Source organism: Parvibaculum sp. (genome assembly GCF_040882025.1).
In the GTDB taxonomy this organism is placed as follows: domain Bacteria; phylum Pseudomonadota; class Alphaproteobacteria; order Parvibaculales; family Parvibaculaceae; genus Parvibaculum.
The window spans coordinates 1-18,538 of record NZ_JBBECC010000146.1 but is presented as its reverse complement, the minus strand read 5'-3'; the positions used below and the strand labels follow the sequence as shown (position 1 = coordinate 18,538).

At 62.9% G+C, this 18,538-nt stretch carries 24 protein-coding genes; 6 read left to right on the top strand and 18 right to left on the bottom strand.

Features of this window, described 5'->3' with window-relative positions; genetic code table 11:
• Nucleotides 1–74 precede the first annotated feature (74 nt).
• The 4 genes from ychF to WEB61_RS10415 all read right to left on the bottom strand — a co-directional run bounded on the left by ychF (nt 75) and on the right by WEB61_RS10415 (nt 3,581).
• Complete coding sequence (gene ychF, locus WEB61_RS10430; RefSeq protein WP_368064277.1) at nt 75–1,184, bottom strand: redox-regulated ATPase YchF; 1,110 nt, start codon at nt 1,182–1,184, stop codon at nt 75–77.
• Between the two features lie 3 nt (nt 1,185–1,187).
• Nucleotides 1,188–1,805 (bottom strand): aminoacyl-tRNA hydrolase, encoded by a 618-nt coding sequence (gene pth / locus WEB61_RS10425; protein WP_368064276.1) that lies wholly within the window; start codon nt 1,803–1,805, stop codon nt 1,188–1,190.
• A 26-nt stretch (nt 1,806–1,831) separates the two neighbouring features.
• Nucleotides 1,832–2,491 (bottom strand): 50S ribosomal protein L25/general stress protein Ctc, encoded by a 660-nt coding sequence (locus WEB61_RS10420; protein WP_368064275.1) that lies wholly within the window; start codon nt 2,489–2,491, stop codon nt 1,832–1,834.
• Between the two features lie 139 nt (nt 2,492–2,630).
• Complete coding sequence (locus WEB61_RS10415; RefSeq protein ID WP_368064274.1) at nt 2,631–3,581, bottom strand: SDR family NAD(P)-dependent oxidoreductase; 951 nt, start codon at nt 3,579–3,581, stop codon at nt 2,631–2,633.
• 103 nt (nt 3,582–3,684) lie between these two features.
• Between WEB61_RS10415 and WEB61_RS10410 the strand changes: the two genes are divergently transcribed.
• Nucleotides 3,685–4,263 (top strand): TetR/AcrR family transcriptional regulator, encoded by a 579-nt coding sequence (locus tag WEB61_RS10410; RefSeq protein ID WP_368064273.1) that lies wholly within the window; start codon nt 3,685–3,687, stop codon nt 4,261–4,263.
• On the opposite strand, the gene WEB61_RS10405 is transcribed toward WEB61_RS10410, so the two are convergent.
• From WEB61_RS10405 to lgt, 5 genes are all read right to left on the bottom strand, one after another.
• Nucleotides 4,260–5,195, bottom strand: a complete 936-nt coding sequence (locus WEB61_RS10405; RefSeq protein WP_368064272.1) for a ribose-phosphate pyrophosphokinase — start codon at nt 5,193–5,195, stop codon at nt 4,260–4,262. The two genes, WEB61_RS10410 and WEB61_RS10405, sit on opposite strands and share 4 nt — an antisense overlap.
• 167 nt (nt 5,196–5,362) lie before the next feature.
• A complete protein-coding gene (locus WEB61_RS10400) occupies nt 5,363–6,370 on the bottom strand; it encodes a hypothetical protein (protein ID WP_368064271.1) in 1,008 nt (335 codons plus the stop codon).
• A gap of 89 nt (nt 6,371–6,459) precedes the next feature.
• Nucleotides 6,460–7,230 carry a peptidoglycan editing factor PgeF gene (gene pgeF, locus WEB61_RS10395; protein ID WP_368064270.1) on the bottom strand — a complete coding sequence of 257 codons (771 nt, stop codon included), beginning with the start codon at nt 7,228–7,230 and terminating at the stop codon, nt 6,460–6,462.
• Between the two features lie 10 nt (nt 7,231–7,240).
• Nucleotides 7,241–8,323: a class I SAM-dependent methyltransferase gene (locus WEB61_RS10390; RefSeq protein WP_368064269.1), complete on the bottom strand. Its 1,083-nt coding sequence runs from the start codon at nt 8,321–8,323 to the stop codon at nt 7,241–7,243.
• Complete coding sequence (lgt, locus tag WEB61_RS10385) at nt 8,320–9,141, bottom strand: prolipoprotein diacylglyceryl transferase (protein WP_368064268.1); 822 nt, start codon at nt 9,139–9,141, stop codon at nt 8,320–8,322. Before lgt ends, WEB61_RS10390 begins: the two co-directional genes overlap by 4 nt.
• Nucleotides 9,142–9,312: 171 nt before the next feature.
• Here lgt and WEB61_RS10380 point away from each other — a divergent pair, with 171 nt between their 5' ends.
• The 4 genes from WEB61_RS10380 to WEB61_RS10365 all read left to right on the top strand — a co-directional run bounded on the left by WEB61_RS10380 (nt 9,313) and on the right by WEB61_RS10365 (nt 11,851).
• On the top strand, nt 9,313–9,618 hold the full coding sequence (locus tag WEB61_RS10380) for an accessory factor UbiK family protein (protein ID WP_368064267.1): 306 nt from the start codon (nt 9,313–9,315) through the stop codon (nt 9,616–9,618).
• Nucleotides 9,619–9,789: 171 nt separating this feature from the next.
• Nucleotides 9,790–10,293: a YbjN domain-containing protein gene (locus tag WEB61_RS10375; protein ID WP_368064266.1), complete on the top strand. Its 504-nt coding sequence runs from the start codon at nt 9,790–9,792 to the stop codon at nt 10,291–10,293.
• Nucleotides 10,294–10,343: 50 nt separating this feature from the next.
• Complete coding sequence (gene proC / locus WEB61_RS10370) at nt 10,344–11,171, top strand: pyrroline-5-carboxylate reductase (RefSeq protein ID WP_368064265.1); 828 nt, start codon at nt 10,344–10,346, stop codon at nt 11,169–11,171.
• Nucleotides 11,172–11,242: 71 nt separating this feature from the next.
• Nucleotides 11,243–11,851 (top strand): TetR family transcriptional regulator, encoded by a 609-nt coding sequence (locus tag WEB61_RS10365; RefSeq protein ID WP_368064264.1) that lies wholly within the window; start codon nt 11,243–11,245, stop codon nt 11,849–11,851.
• 4 nt (nt 11,852–11,855) lie between these two features.
• On the opposite strand, the gene WEB61_RS10360 is transcribed toward WEB61_RS10365, so the two are convergent.
• From WEB61_RS10360 to WEB61_RS10345, 4 genes are all read right to left on the bottom strand, one after another.
• Nucleotides 11,856–12,227: a nuclear transport factor 2 family protein gene (locus tag WEB61_RS10360; RefSeq protein ID WP_368064263.1), complete on the bottom strand. Its 372-nt coding sequence runs from the start codon at nt 12,225–12,227 to the stop codon at nt 11,856–11,858.
• A gap of 114 nt (nt 12,228–12,341) precedes the next feature.
• Nucleotides 12,342–13,685, bottom strand: coding sequence for an ATP-binding protein (locus WEB61_RS10355; RefSeq protein ID WP_368064262.1), 1,344 nt, complete (start codon nt 13,683–13,685; stop codon nt 12,342–12,344).
• Between the two features lie 65 nt (nt 13,686–13,750).
• Nucleotides 13,751–14,482: a response regulator gene (locus tag WEB61_RS10350; protein WP_368064261.1), complete on the bottom strand. Its 732-nt coding sequence runs from the start codon at nt 14,480–14,482 to the stop codon at nt 13,751–13,753.
• Between the two features lie 26 nt (nt 14,483–14,508).
• On the bottom strand, nt 14,509–15,063 hold the full coding sequence (locus tag WEB61_RS10345) for a MarR family winged helix-turn-helix transcriptional regulator (protein ID WP_368064260.1): 555 nt from the start codon (nt 15,061–15,063) through the stop codon (nt 14,509–14,511).
• Between the two features lie 229 nt (nt 15,064–15,292).
• Between WEB61_RS10345 and WEB61_RS10340 the strand changes: the two genes are divergently transcribed.
• Nucleotides 15,293–16,192, top strand: coding sequence for a branched-chain amino acid aminotransferase (locus WEB61_RS10340; protein ID WP_368064259.1), 900 nt, complete (start codon nt 15,293–15,295; stop codon nt 16,190–16,192).
• Between the two features lie 54 nt (nt 16,193–16,246).
• On the opposite strand, the gene WEB61_RS10335 is transcribed toward WEB61_RS10340, so the two are convergent.
• From WEB61_RS10335 to WEB61_RS10315, 5 genes are all read right to left on the bottom strand, one after another.
• Entirely contained in the window at nt 16,247–16,687 is a 441-nt protein-coding gene (locus WEB61_RS10335) for a PaaI family thioesterase (RefSeq protein WP_368064258.1), read from the bottom strand.
• An 84-nt stretch (nt 16,688–16,771) separates the two neighbouring features.
• A complete protein-coding gene (gene moaE, locus WEB61_RS10330) occupies nt 16,772–17,224 on the bottom strand; it encodes a molybdopterin synthase catalytic subunit MoaE (RefSeq protein WP_368064257.1) in 453 nt (150 codons plus the stop codon).
• Nucleotides 17,225–17,228: 4 nt separating this feature from the next.
• Nucleotides 17,229–17,480: a molybdopterin converting factor subunit 1 gene (gene moaD, locus WEB61_RS10325; RefSeq protein ID WP_368064256.1), complete on the bottom strand. Its 252-nt coding sequence runs from the start codon at nt 17,478–17,480 to the stop codon at nt 17,229–17,231.
• Entirely contained in the window at nt 17,477–18,100 is a 624-nt protein-coding gene (gene pgsA, locus WEB61_RS10320; protein WP_368064255.1) for a CDP-diacylglycerol--glycerol-3-phosphate 3-phosphatidyltransferase, read from the bottom strand. The genes moaD and pgsA overlap by 4 nt, the downstream gene beginning before the upstream one ends.
• A gap of 72 nt (nt 18,101–18,172) precedes the next feature.
• The coding region (locus WEB61_RS10315; protein ID WP_368064254.1) for a helix-hairpin-helix domain-containing protein at nt 18,173–18,538 on the bottom strand (366 nt) is incomplete at its 5' end.

Sequence of the window (18,538 nt, the reverse complement as noted above, 5' to 3'; positions counted from 1 at the left end):
GCTGTCGATTTTCGCTGTCACAAACCGGGTTATCCCCGCCCCTCGGGGGCGTGCGAAAATGCCGTTTCGGTTCCCTAGTTGGCAAAGCGGAAATGCATCACATCGCCGTCCTGAACCACATAATCCTTGCCCTCAAGACGCATCTTGCCGGCATCCTTCGCGCCCTGTTCGCCACCGAGCTTGACGTAGTCGTCATAGGCAATCGTCTCGGCACGGATGAAACCCTTTTCGAAGTCGGTATGGATGACGCCGGCGGCGGCGGGCGCGCGCGTGCCGCGTGTGATCGTCCAGGCGCGCGTCTCTTTCGGGCCCACCGTGAAATAGGTGATGAGATCGAGAAGCGCATAGCCGGAGCGGATCAGACGCGTGAGGCCGGGTTCGGAAAGGCCCAGCGTTTCGAGATATTCCTTGCGGTCGCCGGCCGGCAGCTGCGCGATTTCTTCCTCGATGCGCGCCGAGATCACGACGGCCTGCGCGCCTTCTGCCTTCGCGCGCGCCTCGACTGCTTTCGAATGATCGTTGCCGGTCGCGGCGGATGCTTCCTCGACATTGCAGACATAGAGGACCGGCTTCGAGGTCAGGAGGTTCAGACCCTCCCACGCCTTCATGTCCTCGTCGGAAATCTTTCCCTGCACCGTCGCGATCCGCGCGGGCTTGCCTTCGCGCAGAAGTTCAAGCGCCACCGACATCAGATCGAAAAGCTGTCTTGCTTCCTTGTCGCCGGCCTTCGCCTTTTTTTCGGCCGCCGTCGCGCGCTTTTCGAGGCTTTCGAGATCGGCCAGCATCAGTTCGGTCTCGACGATTTCGGCATCGGCCAGTGGGTCGATGCGGTTCTCGACATGGGTGATGTCGTCGTCGACGAAACAGCGCAGCACATAGGCGACCGCGTCGACCTCGCGGATCGTCGCGAGGAACTGGTTGCCGAGTCCTTCGCCTTTCGACGCGCCCTTCACGAGACCGGCGATGTCGACGAAGGTCAGCCGTGTCGGAATGATTTCCTTGCTCTTCGCGATCGCGCAGAGCTGTTCAAGCCGCGGGTCCGGCACCGCCACCTCGCCGACATTCGGTTCGATGGTGCAGAACGGATAGTTCGCGGCCTGCGCGGCGGCGGTCTGCGTCAGCGCGTTGAAAAGCGTCGACTTGCCGACATTGGGCAGTCCGACAATGCCGCATTTGAAACCCATGGCCTACGCGTCTCCGTTCCTTGTCTCATCGGTCTTTTTCTTCGGCGGCTCGGGGTTGAGCGCCAGATGGATCCTGTTGGCGAAGGTTGCGTCCTTGCCTTCGGCGAGCAGCGGGGCGGCGTCCGCGATGGCGTCGATCAGCGGTTCGACCCAGTCCTTCATTTCGGCCTTCGAAAAGTCGCCCAGCACCGCGCCCAGCACGCGCTCCTTCTCGCCCGGATGACCGATACCGATCCGTACACGGCGGAAATCGGGTCCGATATGCGCGGCGATGGAGCGGATGCCGTTGTGGCCGGCCGTGCCGCCGCCCGTCTTGATGCGCAGTTTCGCCGGTGCGAGGTCGAGTTCGTCGTGGAAGACGACCACGTCGGCGGGTTCGATCTTGTAGAAGCGCATCGCCTCGCCGACGGCGCGCCCGCTTTCGTTCATGTAGGTGGTCGGCTTCAGCACGATCGCCTTTTCGCCGCCCAGCATGCCTTCGGAGACGATGCCCTGAAAGCGCGCGCGCGGCGCGGCAAAGGAATGGCGGCGGACAATCGCGTCCGCCGCCATGAAACCGATATTGTGTCGATTGCGGGCGTATTTCTCGCCCGGATTTCCGATACCGACGAGCAGGATCATCGCCGGCTCCTTTCAGGCGACGCGGATCAGTCTTCCTTCCCGGAAGCCTTCTCCTCGCCCTCTGCTTCTTCTTCGGTCTTGGCTTCTTCCTCGCCGGCGCCGGCTCCAGCCGACACGACGGCGGCAGGCGCCGCAATCGTCGCGATGGTGAAGTCGCGGTCGGTGATGGTCGGCTTCACATTGGCGGCAAGCTTGACGGCCGAAATATGAATCGACGAACCCATTTCGTAGCCCGTGAGGTCGATGTCGAGCTGCTCGGGGATCGAGTCGGCCGGGCAGATCAATTCGACTTCGTGGCGCACGACGTTCAGCACGCCGCCGGCCTTGAGGCCCGGCGAGGCTTCGTGATTGTGGAAGTGCACCGGCACGTCGACGGTGACGGTCGCATTCTTGCCGAGACGCAGAAAGTCGACATGGATGATGAAGTCGCGCACCGGTTCGAACTGCACGTCGCGCGGGATCACGCGTTCGGTCTTGCCGTTGACGTCGATGTCGAGCACATGGCTCATGAAGGTGCCGGTTCCGTAAAGGGCGGTGACGTCCTTGTAGGGAATGGCGATCAGTTCGGGCGATTTCTTGTCGCCATAGATGACGGCGGGGACGCGGCCTTCGCGACGGAGCGAGCGGACAGCCCCCTTGCTGCCTTTCTCGCGCGTCTCGGCCTTGAGCGTCAATGTCTCGGCCATGACAAATTCTCCAATAAAAACGGGGCCTTAGCGGCCCACGCGATGACCCGCAAGTCTCCTCCAGGGGTGTGGAAGTGCGGGATTGCGGGCCTTATAGCCGCCAATCGGGCAAAACTCAACCGGGGCGGGGAAGGGCGCTTTATGTCCCAAGCACAGCTTCGTCCGGCGTCATTCCGGCGAGGGCGACGCTCGCCCGCCAGAGTTCGCGCGCCTTTTCCGCGTCATAGGAAAGATCGGAGGAGGGGGCGTCGATGAGCTTGTTCTTCCCGCGGGCCTCAAAATAGCGCCCGCTGACGCCGTTCCAGGCGGGGTCGACGGCAAGCTTCGCCAGGTGTCTGCCGGAGCGGTCCATTGAGCTCGCCGCGGAGGTGAAGTACGGCAGCAGAAGGAAGACCGAGTTCCACAGCAAGCGGGCGGGCAGAGCGTATTGCCGCGCAAGGCCGGAGCCCGGCATCAGGCCCGGATCGAAAGCCAGGACCGTGACCGGCAACTTGTGTGCTTCAAGGCGGCGAGCGAATTCATGGACGCAGAAAACGTTGCAGAGCTTGGACATCGCATAGGCGCGGCGTCCGGCTTTGCCGAAGGACTCGCCGTCATCGGCAATCTGCGCGAGCGCTTCGGCGGTCGTCCATCTCGGTGCGGGCAAGGGCGTCTTCCGGGCCGGGTCGTGCGTCCCGCTGGAAACGAAGACGATCCGTCCGCCCGGTTCGATATGCGGCAGCATCAAATTGGCCAGAAGAAAATGGGCGAGATGATTGACCGCAAAGGTGAGTTCAAAACCGTCGCGGCTGAGTTCGGGTTTTGCAATGACCTGAAGGCCGGCATTGCAGACAAGTGCCCGCAGGGGCGGCAGCTTCTGGTCGGCGAACCCTGCGGCAAAGGCGCGAACGCTTGCGAGCGATGCAAGGTCGAGGGGAAGGGAAATCGGGGCAGGACCCTTGCCGCGAAGGCGGGCGGCTGCTTCCCTGCCTCTCGTTTCGTCGCGGCAGGCGAGCACGAGCTGGGCTTTCGGATCGAGCCTACGCAGTGCTTTCGCCGCGCCGAACCCCAGCCCCTGATTGCCGCCGGTAATGATGATGGTTCCTGGCAAGGCGCATCTCCCGATTGGTTGACGTTGTCAACTAACCTAGGAAAGGAGGTTGACATTGTCAACTAAAGAGACGAAATCGGCCGGACAGGCTACCCTGCTGACAATGAAAAAAGACACACGCAGCATGCTCATCACGGCGGCCGCGGAATTGCTCGATCAGGGCGGTCCTGCGTCGGTGACCCTGCGCGAAGTCGGCAAGCGCGCCGGTGTTTCGCACAACGCGCCCTACAAGCATTTCGAGAGCAAGGACAATCTTCTCGCGGCGGTTGCGGCGCGGGAACTGGCGCGCATGTCCGAGACGATGGATATGTCGAGCGGCGGGAAGGTGACGATAGCGGCCGTCCGGAGGGTGCTCCACGCCTATATCGATTGGGCGCGGACCTATCCGGCGCGTTTCCATCTGACATTTGGCCCCCTGCCGGGCGCGGACGTCGAGCAGAAAACCACGGCGGGGGAGTCGCGGAAGCTTCTTGTCGCGCTCGTGGGAGCGGCACAGAAGGCAGACCTGCTGCCCGGTGCCAACGCGGACCGCATGGCGTCATTGCTGCAGGCGCTGGCACATGGCGCCGCCGATCTTGCGCTCAACGGGCATTTGTCGGCGACGGGAAAAGGGCGGGCGGAGCCGGAAGACCTCGTCGACGATCTGCTGCGCTATTTGCGCGCCAGCGTCCGGGCGTCCTAGTCGAACAGGCTCGAAACCGAGCGTTCCTCGGCGGTGCGGCGCATCGCTTCGCCGATCAGCGGGGCGATCGTCACGACGCGAACATTGTGGCTGACGCGGACGGCCTCGGTCGCCTGGATCGAATCCGTGATGACGAGTTCCTTGAGCTGCGAGGCGGAGACGCGGGCGACCGCACCGCCGGAGAGGACGCCATGCGTCACATAGGCCGAAACTTCCGTCGCGCCTTCCTTCAGCAGCGCTTCCGCCGCGTTGCAGAGCGTGCCGGCCGAGTCGACGATGTCGTCGACCAGAATGCAGGAACGGCCCTTCACATCGCCGATGATGTTCATCACTTCGGATTCGCCGGCGCGTTCGCGGCGCTTGTCGACGATGGCAAGGTCGGCGCCGATGCGTTTGGCGATGGCGCGGGCGCGCACCACGCCGCCGACGTCGGGCGAGACGATCATCACATTGCCGTTGGTCGGGTAGTGCTGTTCGATGTCGCGCGTCAGCACGGGCGCCGCAAAGAGATTGTCGGTCGGAATGTCGAAAAAGCCCTGTATCTGCCCCGCATGAAGATCGAGTGTCAGGACGCGGTCGGCCCCTGCCGTCACCACGAGATTGGCAACGAGCTTCGCCGAAATGGGCGTGCGCGCGCCGGGTTTGCGGTCCTGCCGCGCATAACCGAAATAGGGGATCACCGCCGTGATGCGCCGCGCCGAGGCGCGCCTCAAGGCATCCATGATGATCAGCGTTTCCATCAGGTGGTCGTTCGCCGGGTAGGAGGTCGACTGGATCACGAAGACGTCCTCGCCGCGGACGTTCTCCTGAATCTCGACGAAGATTTCCATATCCGCGAAACGGCGGACCACCGACTTGGTGAGGGGCAGGTTCAGATAGGCGGCGATGGCTTCGGCAAGCGCCCGGTTTGAATTGCCTGCGACCAGTTTCATGCCGTGATCCCCGTCATCCGCCCCTGAGTCTCAAATCGCCGCCACAGGCCCCGCCGACGTTGCGACAGCCCGGTGACGGCGCGAGCGCCTTGTAACAAGGGGACCCGACCCTGTAAACACGCAACTCCCCCGCCCGAACGTGCCTGTTTTTGCGCCAAACACGGCGTTCAGGACTTGGCCGGCGGCGGCGCCAACAGCGCCATCACCCCATCGGCGGCGGCCTCCGCCGCGTTTTCGGCAAGCGCGCCCCAGTTCCCCGCGATACGTGCCGCATCGAGCGCATTCCGCTGTGTCACCTCACCCAGCGTTTCGCCGCTGGCCGATGTCACAACCCAGCGGATCGAAACTTCGGTGCGGCCGTCCCTGCGCGATGCGGTGACGACGCTTCCTTCGACCTTGTAGCCCCCGTTGTGCAACCATGTTGCGCTCGGCACCCGGCGCGCCAGCGCGCCGTCGAGGGCGCGCGAAAGCGCCCTGTTGCCGTCCCCCGGCGCCGCGCCGACGACGATGTCGAAGGGCAGACGGGTCTGCCGCGTCTGCGGCCGTGGCGCTTGCGCCGTGCCCGGCGCGATGCTGCCGGTGGCGATACCGTCGTTGTTCTCGGTCGCCGCCGAGATGCCTTCCGCCTCGGTCTCGCCGGCATACCAGACGGCAAGCTGCGCCGCGGCGTCGCCTGCGATGCGGCGCAGATCGCCCCGGCCGACATGGGCCCATGGGTCACGGCTTTGCGTACGGAGCGGCAAGGTTTCCTCGTTGACGAGGCGATGGACCCTTGTGCCCGCCACATCGCGCACATCGATCACCGTCACGATATACGTGCCTTCGGCGCTTTCGCCAGCGCCCATCGCGCCCGAGACCTCGTAAGCGCCCATGCCGCCATTTGCAACCGGCAGCCGCGCCTTCGCGGCTTCTTCCTTCAACAGCGCGGCAAAAATATTCGCCTCCGACGCTGGCACGCCGCTCAAGGCGGCGATGGCGATGCGGGGCGGGCCGTCGGGCAGGGCGGTCATCTCCACCGCGTCGGCGGATCGCGCATTGCGGTCCGACGCCGCCTCATCGGCGCAGGCCGACATTGCAAAAATGGCAATTGCCGCGCCCACGCGAAGGCGATGCGCGCCGGTCCGTTTCCAGTCCGAAGCGTTTTCGTTGAATTCTCGTTGCGTTGTCGTCAGCACCGCCGGATAGCCTCAATGCCCCGCCCAAGCGGCGGGCGCCCCTGCGGGACAGTCTAGTCCGATTCGGACGGCCATCGTCGGGTTGTCGTTTATTCGGGCTTGAGGACGATGGCCGATATTTGTCGCCCATAATCCGGTTCGTTCCGGTGAGTCGCGCGGCGATAGGAAAAAAATCGCTTCCGGTCGCGATAGGTGCACTGGCCGATAACGGCGACGGCGCCGATTTCGGCGGCGGCCAGTCGCGCCTCGGCATAACCGGGCAGGTCGAACATGAAGTGACCGGGCTTTTCGGACGCCGCGAACCACCTCGTGTTGGCGGCGTCGGCCTCGACGAAACGCGTCCGGAACTCGGGGCCCACCTCATAGGCCTCCCGCGAAATGCAGGGGCCGATGGCGGCCTCGATGTGGTTGCGCGTCGCACCCAGCCTTTCCATCGCCTCGATTGTCGCTTCCATGACACCCGTCAACGCGCCCTTCCAGCCGGCGTGAGCCGCGCCGATAACACGCGCATTCTTGTCGGCGAAAAGCACCGGCGCGCAATCGGCCGCCAGGATGCCGAGTACGATTCCCGGCGCGGCTGTCACCATTGCGTCCGCTTGCGGGGCGTTTTCCCAGGTCCATGGCGCCGTTACCGCAATCACATCGGGGCTGTGAATCTGATGGACGGTGACCAGATTGTCCGGCTCGACACCGAGCGTCTGTGCGACGCGGGCGCGGTTTTTCTGCACCGTCGCCCGGTCGTCGCCGGAGCCGAGACCACAATTCATCGAGGCATAGATGCCCTTCGACGTACCGCCTTCCCGCGTGAAAAATCCATGCCGTACATGGGAGATGACCTCAAGGGGCTTCGCAGTCAGCATGGACGCTCCCTCACACAAATCCAGCCGGCGCCTGTGCGCCGCGCGGCGCGATCCCCAGCACCTTGAACAGGCTGCCCATCTCGCCGGATGCGGTCAACCTTTGCAAACTTGTCTCGATATTGCGCGCCTGGATTTCGGTCGCCTGATTGCAAAGGGTCGCCGCGCGCGCCTCGATGCCAAGCGCCCTCAGGAACGCGCCCTGTTCAGCCGGTCCATATGCCGCCGCGCCGCCCGCGCGAACCGCGCGCGCCAGGGCCTCGAAATCGACATGCGCCGTGAGGTCAGCTTCGCCCGGCGCGTCGAAGGGATCGGCATATTCGTGGCCGCGCAGGGCCTGCAGCGTTTCGCCGGGCGCGCTGCGCGTATGGCCATAGTCGATGACAAGGGCCGCGCCGCCATGCGCGACAATGCGCGACGAAATAGTCTCCGCGATCGCGGCCGAAGCGGGTGCGATTTCGGCAATGGCCCCGATCGGTGCGGCCCGCATGGCGGCGGGGAAGCTCTTGTCGTTCACGAGCGGGATCGGCGCGAGCACCGGCGCCAGGCGGCCTTCCGAAAGACCGATGTAGCGTTCGCACCAGCCGCGCTCGGTGCGCTGGTACTGGACGATCGGAAGGGCGTCGAAGAATTCGTTGGCGATCAGGAAGAGCGGCCGGGCAGGCAGTGTTTCGACGCTGTCGTGCCATGTCGCCTGCGGAACGCGCTTCTTCTGCGCCTCGCGCAGCACTGGGCTCGTTTCGACGAAGTGAATCTCCACCGCGTCGACCATGCCGGAGACCGCGCGTATCGCGCGCAGCGCATCGGCCATCAACGTGCCGCGACCGGGGCCGAGTTCGGCGAGCGCGAAGGGTGCGGGCGCGCCTTGCGCCATCCAGGCATCGGCGAGGCAGAGACCGATCAGTTCGCCGAACATCTGGCTGACTTCGGGCGCGGTGATGAAATCGCCGCGCATGCCCAAGGGATCGCGCGTCATGTAATAGCCGTGTTCGGCGTGTCCGAGCGCGAGCGCCATATATTGCGAGAGCGGGATCGGACCCGTTTCCTCGATCAGCCGGGCGATGTGACTGGCGAGCGGTGTGGCGTCCGATGTCATTTCCGCTTCGGCTTCGATGTCCCGGCCCTCGCGAATTTCCAGATGATCGCGGCGCCGATCAGTGCCATCGGCACCGACAGCACCATGCCCATGGTCATCCAGCCGCCGTAGAGGAATCCGATCTGCGCATCGGGCTCGCGGAAAAATTCGACAATGGTCCGCGCGATGCCATAACCGGCAATGAAACCGCCCATGACGACGCCCGGTCGTTGCAGCATGCCGAAACGATGGGTCAGCAACCGCAGGACGAGGAACAGCACGATACCTTCCAGCGCCGCCTCGTAGAGTTGGCTTGGATGGCGCGGAAAGGGACCGGCGCCCGGAAAGATCACAGCCCATGGTGCGTCGGTGACGCGGCCCCAGAGTTCGGCGTTGATGAAATTGGCGAGGCGGCCGAAGAAGAGGCCGATGGGCGCGGCGGCACTCACAAGATCCATCATGGTGAGCGCGGAGAAGCCGCGCTTGCGGGCAAACCAGAACATCGCGACGAGAACGCCGAAGGCGCCGCCGTGGAAACTCATGCCGCCCTGCCAGACATAGAGAACTTCGAGCGGATTCTGAAAGAAGTAAGCCGGGTTGTAGACCAGCACATAGCCGAGGCGGCCACCGAGAATGACGCCGAGCGCCGCCCATAGCAGCGCGTCGTCGACATCGAGCCTCGTGACCGGCGACTTGCCGGGCCAGAGCCTCGGTGTTTCGGCGAGCGCCACGACATAGCGCCAGCCGAGGATCAGACCGGCGATGTAGGCCAGCGCGTACCAGCGAATGGCAAAGGGGCCGATCTGGATCAGCACCGGGTCGATATCGGGGAAGGGCATGGGGTTCGGCCTCGGTGTGGCCCGCGCAACGGGCGATGGCGCGCTAGTTTGCCTTCGGGCCCCTTCATGTCAAGGAAAGCACCGTCGGGGGCCCGCGTCGTTCGGTCCGGTTCGCATTCGCGCCTCGAAGCGCTATCTTCCACCCACGAGGCCGCAACCGGAGACCCGCCCATGACACAGACGCAGAACCGCATTCTCGACGAGCTCGGCCGGCTTTTCACTAATGCCGCCGGCGCGGCGCAGGGCGTCCGCACCGAGGTGGAGACGCTGATCCGGGCTCAGGCCGAACGGTTGGTTGCCGATATGGATCTTGTCGGTCGCGAAGAGTTCGAGGCCGTGCGTGCGATGGCGCAGCTTGCGCGGGAAGAGAACGAGGCGCTGAAGACGCGGATCGAAGCGCTGGAGGTGGCCGTGGCGGCGAAAAAGGCCAAACCCGCCAAATCCTCCACAGGCGGCGGCACCGACACTGGCATTTGATCGACCGGGGCCGTTTCCCACAGCTTTTCTGCCAATTGCGGCTGGAGGACGTCCCTCAGGGTTGCGCCGACTCAACGCATCATGCACGTTAGGTATCGTGTTCAGGGGCAGGAGCGCCTACTAGATATGGGGTTTCAACCTCGGTCTATGGCATCCGATGCGGGGGAGCGAATGAAAGGTACAGTCGCCGAGACTGCGGAATTCGACGGCAATCCCCTCGACCTTCTTGAACAGGTGGCATCCGTTCGCGACTGGTTTTTCGAGCGCAGCCACGAGGATGAGCTGAATATCTGCGTGGCGGGCGACTGGCGCGACTATCAGATTTCGCTCAACTGGCGCGACGACCTTTCCGGCCTTCATGTTGCCTGTGCGCTCGACCTGCGCGTGCCGCCTGAAAAGCGGCCGGTCATGCGCCATCTTCTGACCTTGATCAACGAGCAGCTCTGGTCTGGCCATTTCGACATCTGGTCGGACGATGGGGTTGTGCTGTTTCGCAACAGTCTCCTGTTGTGCGGCGGCGCGGCGGCGACGCCCGAGCAATGCGAGGCACTGCTGCGTCTCGCGGTCGAGGCGTGCGAGCGCTATTATCCGGCGATGCAGTTCGTCATGTGGGCGGGCAAATCGGCCGAGGAAGCGATTGCGGCGGCCATGTTCGAGACGCAGGGACGGGCCTGACCCGGCCTCTTCCCTGTTCCGACGATTTCATTCAGGTGACGGTTTCAGCCATGACACTTTCTCTCGAGCGCCCGCTGGTTCTGGTAGGCGCCGGCAAGATGGGCGCTGCGCTGCTTTCAGGCTGGCTCGACAAGGGGTTGTCGCCCGCGCAGGTTTTCGTCCGCGATCCCGCGCCAACGTCCGACATCGCCGAACTGGTTGCGGCCAGAGGCATTGCGCTCAACGCGACGGTGCACGACATGGCGGCGGCGCGGCCCTCCGTCGTGCTCGTTGCCATCAAGCCACAGGCCATGGGTGACGTGCTGCCGGCGCTTGCACTCCTGGTGCATGCCGAAACGATGTTCATCTCCATCGCCGCGGGCACGAGCCTTCACCGGCTGAAAGAGCTTCTAGGTGCCGACGTGCATGCGGTTCGTGCCATGCCCAACACGCCGGCGGCGATCGGGCGCGGCATCACGGTTGCCTGCGCCAACGAACGAGTAACGGCGGCGCAGCGTGAGATCGCACAGCAGCTTCTTGCCGCCGTGGGCAATGTCGACTGGGTTGAGAACGAAGCGCAGATCGATGCCGTGACGGCTATTTCCGGCAGTGGTCCGGCCTATGTGTTCTATATGGTCGAATGCCTCGCAGCGGCAGGGGAGGCGCTTGGCCTCGATCCGGTGCTGGCGATGAAACTCGCACGCGACACGGTGAGCGGTTCGGGTGAGATGCTGCATCTTTCATCCGAGCCGGTTTCCCAACTGCGCGCCAATGTGACTTCGCCGGGCGGTACGACCGCCGCCGCGCTTGACGTTTTGATGGGCGAGGGCGGCCTGTCGCCGCTTCTCCGGCGAGCCGCGCTTGCGGCGCGAGATCGGGCGCGTGTCCTCGGCAAATAGACGTTTGGCGCCTCGTCAAATGAGCCGCGACGCCCTATCTTTCGTTGCTCACGCGTTTCGAGGAACGAGACATGGCTGCCAGACGCGATCCCGAGGACAAAATCATCGACGCGGCGCTGAGACTTGCGGCCTCGCGCGGCTGGTCCGGTCTGTCATTGGCCGAAATTGCGAAATCGGCGAAGGTCGGCTTGCCGGCGCTTTCCGTCCTTTTCGGTTCGAAGGGCGAAATCCTCGCCGCTTTCAGCCGGCGCATCGACGCCGAGGTGCTGAAGGCAGCATCGGCCGAAGACCTCGCCGACGAGGTGGCGCGGGACCGGTTGTTCGACGTGTTGATGATGCGCTTCGATGCGCTGACGCCACACAAGCCGGCATTGAAGCGCATTGCACAGGATCTCCGGCGCGATCCGGTGGCGGCGGCGGGGCTGATGCGGCCGATGTTGCAATCGCTGGGCTGGATGCTCGAGGCGGCGGGCATCGACAGTTCAGGCCTTGCAGGTGCCGTGCGTGTGCGAGGCCTCGCACTGGTCTGGGGTGCCGCTTTCCGTATCTGGCTCGACGATGGTGACGATCAGGCGAAGACGATGGCCGAACTCGACCGGCGTCTGCGTGGTGGGGAAGCATTTCTCGAACGCTTGAACAATTTTGGACGACGCAGGCGCGAGGCCGACGAGGCCGCATGAACGACTAGAAATGGAACACGCGACAAGCCGTAATGCAGTCGTCCATCCATTCAAGGATTTCGACAGCGCGGCTACGCCCTTCCTCATTGCCGTCGATAACGCGCCAATATTCAATCGAAGCTCGCCCGGCACTGTCTTTCTCCTCCGAAATCGTACCGAGAATATCGGCCCTGAAACTCTTGAGCCGGCCCGCCGACGCTTCGGCATAACTGCGGATTTCGGCGCGCCCGCGCAGCGTTCCGTCAGCGCGTTTCATTCGCTCGATGACGACCGAACTCATATGTGTGGCGTCGGGTGCGTAGATGGCCTCGATGCGTGCGGGGTCGAGACTTTCCCATGCCGCCTGCCAGCGGCCGACCATGTCGGGCAATGTCATTGGCGGCGCTCCTGATGGCTTTTTTACGGTGCGATCGCACTATCCATGCATGCAGATTCTAATATGTCAATAGTGCTGACCTATTAGAATCTGCATGCCATGAGGCCGGATACGTCAGACCGGGACATGAATGATGGCGCGCAAACCGCCCATCGGGCTTCGAGCCAGCGTGATGTCACCGCCATGGCCGCGCGCGATGTCGCGAGCAATCGCAAGTCCCAGGCCGGAACCGCCATCCTCCAGGTTGCGCGCCGCGTCGAGCCGGTAAAAGGGACGGAAAACCTCTTCGAGTTGGTCCTCCGGGATGCCGACGCCGTCGTCGTCGACCAAAATGTCGATGCCGCCGCCGCTGTCTGCATCGTCGGTGTCGCGGATCGCTGTTACCCAGACATTTGCCGCGTGCTTGCAGGCATTGTTGACGATGTTGGTGAGGCAGCGTTTGAAGGCGTTGCGCCGGAGCGGCAACACGAGATCGCCATGCATATCAAGTCGCAGGTCGTGACCCTTGCGCTGCACGTCGGCGCGAACTTCCTCGATCAGCTCGACAAGGTCCGTTTCTTCCGACGACTCGCCCTGATGTCCACGCGCAAATTCGAGATAATCGTCCAGCATACGTTCCATCTCGGCGATGTCGGCACGCAAATCTTCAATTTCAGGGCCGTCGCCCAGCATCGCGAGTTGTAACTTGAAGCGGGTCAGTGGCGTTCGGAGGTCGTGGCTGACGCCAGCCAGCATTGCTGTGCGCTGCTCGATCTGACGCCGTATGCGTGCGCGCATGTCGATGAACGCCTGCGCGGCGCTTCTTACTTCGGAAGCACCTTGCGGCCGGTAGCTCGGCACATCGCGTCCCATGCCAAAGGATGTCGCGGCTTCGGCGAGACGCTCGATGGGGCGAATCTGGTTCCGCAGGAAGACGATCGCCACGATGATCAGCACGACCGATGTGCCGAACATCCAGACCAGAAAAATATGCGAGTTCGACGCATACACATGCGACGCCGGCGTGAGGATGCGCATCACGCCGCCGTTGTAGGCAATGCGGATGTCTACATACTCGGTATATTGTGCAGTGTTGATCCAGAAAGGCCGCGCGATACGCAGGCGCAGTTCTTCATTGAGCGAATCCTCGAGCAAGCCGCCCGTCGAAGACGGCGCTTCGGGCAGGACTTCGCCATCGAGGAATGCGATCGGCAATCCGATATGGGCATTTGTCCGTGCCGCTATCCTGGCAGCTTGTTGGGGTGTTGGACTTTCCTCGAATTCGGAGAGTATCAACGCGATTTCGGCAACGGTCTTTGCCGACAATCGCTGTGTCACGAGTTGCCAGTGGCGTTCCAGGAAAACATAGGTCACGACGAACTGCAGCAGCACCATCGGTGCGACGATGATGATCAGCGAACGACCGTAAAGGCCGCGCGGCATCAATCTCTTTATCATCTGAAAGGGACGCCACGTCATGGGCGCCGCTCTCGCGCGCCCGGATTGCGCATTCATATGAACCTCGGTTTGCATGTCTCTCGCCGTCAGTCGGGCATCAGCGTGTAGCCTTCGCCGCGCACGGTCTGGAGATATACCGGATTTCGCGGATCGCTCTCGAGTTTGCGCCGCAGCCGGTTGATCTGAACATCGATCGAGCGTTCGGCGGCTTCGTTGTCACACAAATCCATGCGTGACAGGGGCTTGCGCGGATTGGCCGCGAAGAGGCGCAGAAGCTGGATTTCACGTGTCGTCAGCCGGATTTGCGTGTCGCCATTCCAAAGCTCGCCGCGCGTGACGTTGAAACGACATGGCCCCAGAGAAATCTCGTCGTGCCGCACCGCACCCGGCGCCTGCGCCCGCCGCAGGATCGTGCCGATGCGCAGCAATAATTCGCGTGGCTCGAAGGGCTTGGCGAGATAATCGTCGGCGCCACGCTCCAGCCCGTCGATACGATCGCTGGCCTCGCCGCGCGCTGTCAGCATCAGGATCGGTACTGTCGAGTTGCGGCGAAGGTCGCGGGTCAGGTCGAGGCCGCTTTCACCGGGCATCATCACGTCGAGCACAAGCAAGTCGAAAGACAGTCCTGCAAGCCGTGCCCGCGCCTCGGCAGCGTTCTCGGCTGCGGTCACACGATAGCCGTTGTCGGAAAGGTAGCGTTTCAGCAACTCGCGAATACGGCGATCGTCGTCGACGACCAGAATATGCGGTGCGTCGTCGGAAGGCCCCGACTTGTCGGCCGTCCTTGTCTGGGTACCTGTCGTCGTGTCCGCCGTCACCTGTGAGCCTTCCCGGTGGTTTCCGCTCAGCCTGCGGATGTTTTCGCGATCAGGGATTCGACTTCCGGCCGGTGTTCCTCATTCACCAACGCCAACAGAACGGCACGCCATGCGCTGTCTGCGCCAGGACCGGCTTTTGCCAGCGCACCGGCGACACGTGCGCGCTGCGGCGCTGCCAGACGCTGGTCGAGCTCCCGGCCCGTCGCGGTCAGGAAGAGCATTCGCTGGCGGCGATCCTGCTTGCCTGTTTCCTGCTCAATGAAGCCTCGGTCGATCAGCTGTTTCAGCACCCGGGCGAGGCTCTGCTTGGTGATGCGCAAAATGTCCAGCAGTTCGGCCACGGTAATGCCCGGATGGCGGCCCACGAAATGAACCACGCGGTGATGGGCGCGACCAAATCCGTATTCGATCAGGATTTCATCGGGGTCGCTGATAAAATCGCGATAGGCGAAAAAAAGCAGTTCGATCGCTTCGGTCAAGTGATCGGCGGAGCTTCCCCCGGCCGCAGGCGGCACGGTGCGTTCCGGAATATGCTCAGGCTTTGTCCGGGTTTTTCCCATGGGTTTGCCGATCACCACCATTTTATGTCAGCCATGTTGACATATTTTTTCCAGAATGCTACCTCTTGCCGACTGCTTGGGACAGAATAGGTCACGGTCGGAAGCGTCGAATCTTCTCACCACTATAATAGACGATTGCAGCGTAAATCTGTTTCCGGCAAATCCCGGGAGTCGGGACCGCGGAAGCGGGACAGGGCGACGGCCGACAACGGCGAGAGCCCGTGATGCGGAAACACCAGGAAGTCAGGCGATGGCAGATATTCCTTTCGACAAACGCGACGGTTTCATCTGGTTCAACGGCGAACTCGTTCCTTGGGCGGATGCAAAAGTGCATGTGCTGACCCACGGCCTGCATTATGCGAGCAGCGTATTCGAAGGTTGCCGTGCTTATGGCGGTGAAATTTTCAAGCTGCGCGAACATTCCGAACGCCTGATCAAATCGGCCGGGATTCTCGGATTCGAAATTCCCTACTCGGTCGAAGAGATCGACGAGGCCTGCCGCATGGCGCTCGGCGCGCAGAAGCTGGTTGACGGCTATATCAGGCCGGTTGCGTGGCGCGGCAGCGAGATGATGGGTGTCAGTGCCCAGAAGAACCGCATCAATTTTGCCGTCGCGGCGTGGGAATGGCCGTCCTATTTCGATCCGGAGCAACGCAAGGTGGGCATTCGTCTCGACATTGCGAAATACAAGCGTCCGTCGCCGGAAACGGCGCCATCAATGGCCAAAGCGGCCGGCCTCTACATGATCTGCACGATCTCCAAGCATGCGGCCGAGAACAAGGGCTATGCAGACGCGTTGATGTACGACTATCGCGGCTATGTCGCGGAGGCGACCGGTGCAAACATCTTCTTCGTCAAGGACGGCGTCATTCACACGCCAACACCCGATTGTTTCCTCGACGGCATTACGCGGCAGACGGTGATCGCGCTTGCCAAGGCACGCGGCTACGAGATTGTCGAACGGCACATCATGCCCGACGAGCTTCCAGGCTTCTCGGAATGCTTCATCACCGGCACGGCCGCCGAAGTGACACCGGTCGGCGAAATCGGTCCGCATCGCTTTACGCCGGGGATCATCTCCGCGACGCTATTCGAGGACTACATGGCGGCCGTCAATCCCAAGGTCGCCGCGAAGGTTGCGACAGCCTGATAGCGTTCGCTGTCGATTTGAAAGGGCGGCCCATGGGCCGCCCTTAATCCATATCTACCGGCGTTTCACAACGCTGAATGTGCCGTTCGCCCGCGCGCAGGGTTTCCCGTCGGCCGTGACCAGGCATTGTCCGAAACAAAGAGACGATCCGGTTTTCACGACTTCAGGCCGCACCTCGAGCCACTGTCCGATCCGCGCCGTACTCAGAAAATCGACCGTGAGGCCGACCGTCACCAGCCCGGCGGCGTTTTCGAGCTTCAGGCCACAAGAAAGCCCCATGGCGTTGTCGGCCAGAGCGGAGATCAGCCCACCATGCGCGAAGCCACGTGAGTTTGTGTGCGGAGCGGCGAGGTGGAGACCGATGAAAACGGCGTCGCCTGCGTTCCGTGAATAGAGCGGCTCCCAAGGGTCGGTGAGCGGGCTTCGCCGGTAATGGCGGGCGAAACCCTCAGCTGGGGCGATGGCAGTTTCGGCGTCGGGACTGGAATCAATCATGGCGATGATCTCTCGATTATTTTGATTTAGACCAGTCTATATATTTTTTGAGTACAGAAAACGACTCATTTTCGCGAAAGCCATCTAGCGGTGCTTCCACCGCGCTGCCGCCTTGCCGTCATTCTCGCGCGCATCGACCCAGCGAGCCTCGCCTTGTCCCTCCTCGCGCTTCCAGAAGGGGGCGCGGGTTTTCAGGTAGTCCATCAAAAATGTTGCGGCCTCGAAGGCGGCCTCGCGATGGGCAGAGGCCGTGACGACAAGGACGATATTGTCGCCCGGTTTCAGTTCGCCGACGCGGTGGACGATCAGCGTCGCCTGTAGCGGCCAGCGCGCATGGGCTTCGGCTTCAATGCGCGCAAGTTCTTTTTCCGTCATGCCGGGATAGTGTTCGAGCTGCATCGACGTCACTGCCTGGTCGCCGCTTACATCGCGAACGAGACCCGAGAAGGTCACGACCGCGCCGATATCGGTGCGGCCCCGGGTCAATGCCGCCACTTCGGCGCCGACATCGAAATCCTCGGCCTGTACGCGGATCATGATCTCAACCGCCCGTCACCGGCGGGAAGAAGGCGATTTCCATTGCGCCCGCAATCGGGGTGTTGAGATCGCCATGTTCCTGGTCGACTGCGCAGCGGATGATATCGAGGTCGGCGAAAGCCGCTTCATACCGGTCGCCACGTGTCTTCAGCCAGGTAATGAGGCCGTTGACGTCGCGAATATCGGCAGGCGGCACGACGTCTTCCTCGGCCGTTCCGGCCTTCTGCTTCACCCATGCGAAATAGAGGAGCTTCACGCCCGTCCATCCTGTTCCGTGACTGGTTTGGCGGCTGCCGGCGGCTCATGCCGTTTCGGCGTTTCATCCGTCAGGTGGTGAATACCGGCGCGAAAATAGTCGATGCCTGTGTAGAGCGTCAGGATGGCCGCCGCCCAGAGCAGGGTGATGCCCATTTCGGTGACGCCGGGAACAATCTTGTCCGCCGCCGGGCCCGCCAGCAGGAAGCCGAGCGCAACCATCTGGATCGCCGTTTTCCATTTCGCAAGCTGCGTGACGGGCACGCTCACACGCAGTTCGGCCAGAAACTCGCGGAGGCCGGAAACCAGAATTTCGCGACAGAGAATGATGATCGCGGCCCAGAGCGAAAAGCCTGCAATGACATCCTGCCACGTCAGCGCAATCAGCACGACAGCGACCAGCAGCTTGTCGGCGATGGGATCGAGCATCCGGCCGAGGTTCGATTGCTGCTCCCACGCGCGGGCCAGATAGCCGTCGAAGAAGTCGGTTGCACCGGCGACGATGAAGAACGTCAGCGCAGTCCAGCGGCCGGCGTCGCCTGGTATGTAGAAACAGACAACCACCGCCGGCACCAGTGCGATGCGGAAGTATGTAAGGAGATTCGGAAGGTTGGTCGCCATTTGGGGTCCGTGCTTCGTGGAACAGGCAGTCTAGCATCCCCATGGCAAATGTCGCGAGCGGACGCCGAATTATCAAGTCGCCCCGTCTGGATTCCCGTGAAAATGATCGTAGACAGCCCGTGCCACTTTGGTGCTGATTCCTTCCACCGACTCGAGATCGGTGAGGCCGGCGCGGGCCACGGCGCGCGCCGATCCGAAATGCTTCAGCAGCGCCCGTTTGCGTCCCGGACCGACGCCAGGCACTTCATCGAGCGGATTGACGCCGATTGCCTTCGAGCGTCGTGCCCGATGGCTGCCGATGGCGAAGCGGTGCGCTTCGTCGCGCAACCGTTGCAGGTAGTACAGAACCGGATTGCGTGGTTCCAGCATGAAATCGCGGCGGCCTGCCATGAAGAAGCGTTCGCGGCCCGCGTCGCGCTCCGGCCCCTTGGCGACGCC